The following is a 1,809-nucleotide window of genomic DNA, read 5'->3' as shown; positions in this document are numbered from 1 at the left end:
CTCGGGCCGCTCCGGGCGGAGGGGCCCGTGCGCGCGCTGCGCGCCGCCCCGCCCGAGGCGTTCTCGCGCCGGGGTGTCGGCGGGCAGATCGAGACCGGCATCCGGGCGCTCGATATCTTCGCGCCGCTCTGCCACGGCCAGCGCATGGGCATCTTCGCGGGTTCGGGCGTCGGCAAGTCGACGCTCCTGTCGATGCTGGCGCGGCGGGCCGAGGCGGATGTGATCGTGATCGGTCTCGTCGGCGAGCGGGGCCGCGAGGTGCAGGACTTCATCAAGCACACGCTCGGGCCCGAGGGGCTGGCGCGCTCGGTGATCGTGGTGGCGACCGGCGACGAGGCGCCGCTTCTCAGGCGGCAGGCGGCCTGGACCGCGACCGCCGTTGCCGAAGCGCTGCGGGACGAGGGGCGGAAGGTGCTCCTGATGCTCGACTCGGTGACGCGCTTCGCGCAGGCGCAGCGCGAGATCGGGCTGAGCCTCGGCGAGCCCCCGGCGGCGCGGGGCTATCCGCCGACGGTCTTTGCCGAGCTGCCGCAGCTTCTGGAGCGCGCGGGTCCGGGCAGCGACGGGCAGGGCGATATCAGCGCGCTCTACACGGTGCTTGTCGACGGCGACGACATGAACGACCCGATCGCGGATGCGGTGCGCGGCATCCTCGACGGGCACCTGGTGCTGACCCGGCGCATCGCCGAGCGCGGGCGCTACCCGGCCATCGACCTCGAGGCGAGCCTGTCGCGGATGCTGCCGGGCTGCCAAAGCGCGGGCGAGAACGCGATCCGGCTCGCGGCGCGGCGGGCGATGGCGCAATACGGCGATATCGAGGACCTCGTCCGGCTCGGCGCCTACAAGCCCGGCACCGATCCCGAGACCGACGCCGCCATCGCGGCGGCGCGGGCGGCGGAACGGTTTCTCGACCAGCAGCAGGGCGGCGCGACCAGCCGGGGCGAGAGCTTTGCCGGGCTGGCGGCGCTTCTCGACGAGGCCGGGATCGAGGTGGCGCTGCCCGCCTGATCTTGGGGCTGGAACGCCGCGCGCGGAGAGGCTCTAAGAGGCAGACGAGCCTCGAAGACCGGAATGCCCCGATGAGACCTCCCCCGATCAGAACCGCCCTGTCGCGCAGCCGCCATGTCGAAAAACGCGTGATCAAGAGCGCCGGAGGCGTCGTCTCGGCGCAGAACGCCGTGGCGGCGGAGATCGGCGCCGAGATCCTCAGGGCGGGCGGCGACGCGGTCGACGCGGCGGTGGCGGTCTCCTTCGCGATGGGGGTTCTGGAGCCGTGGATGAGCGGACCGGTGGGCGGCGGCGCGGCGCTGCACTGGCGCGCCGACACCGGCGAGGCGACGGCGATCAATTTCGGCATGCGCTCGCCTGCGGGGCTCGATCCGGCACTCTATCCGCTGAGTGGCGAGGGCGTGGCGGGCGATCTCTTCCCGTGGAAGCGCGTGGTGGGCGACCGCAACCTTTATGGCGCGACCGCGGTCGCGGTGCCCGGAACGGTGGCGGGTCTGGCCGAGACCCATGCCCGCTGGGGGCGGATGCCCTGGTCGGAGCTGGTCGCGCCCGCGGTGGCCGAGGCGCGGGCGGGCATGACCGTCGACTGGTATGCGCAGCTCGTGATCGCGTCGGTGGCGCGGGAGCTTGCGCGCGATCCGGGCTCGGCGGCGCTGTTCCTCGACGAGGGCGTCTGGCCCAAGGGCTCGGGCTGGACGGCGGTGCCGGGGGTGCGGCTCGACCAGAGCCGGATGGCCGACAGCCTCGATCAGATCGCGCGGCATGGCGCGGGCGCCCTGCATGGCGGCGATCTGGGCGCGG

At 73.7% G+C, this 1,809-nt stretch carries 2 protein-coding genes; both read left to right on the top strand.

Annotation, left to right across the window (positions count from 1 at the left end; all coding sequences use genetic code 11):
- Positions 1-1,008: FliI/YscN family ATPase (locus tag ACFQ4E_RS20485; RefSeq protein WP_386806390.1), on the top strand; the 1,008-nt coding region annotated here is incomplete at its 5' end.
- Between the two features lie 71 nt (positions 1,009-1,079).
- Positions 1,080-1,809, top strand: a 730-nt coding sequence (locus tag ACFQ4E_RS20480) for a gamma-glutamyltransferase (RefSeq protein ID WP_386806389.1), incomplete at its 3' end; no start/stop codon positions are given.

This window comes from Litorisediminicola beolgyonensis, assembly GCF_042679605.1.
Classification (GTDB): Bacteria; Pseudomonadota; Alphaproteobacteria; order Rhodobacterales; family Rhodobacteraceae; genus Litorisediminicola; species Litorisediminicola beolgyonensis.
This window is presented reverse-complemented; position numbering and strand designations above follow the sequence as displayed.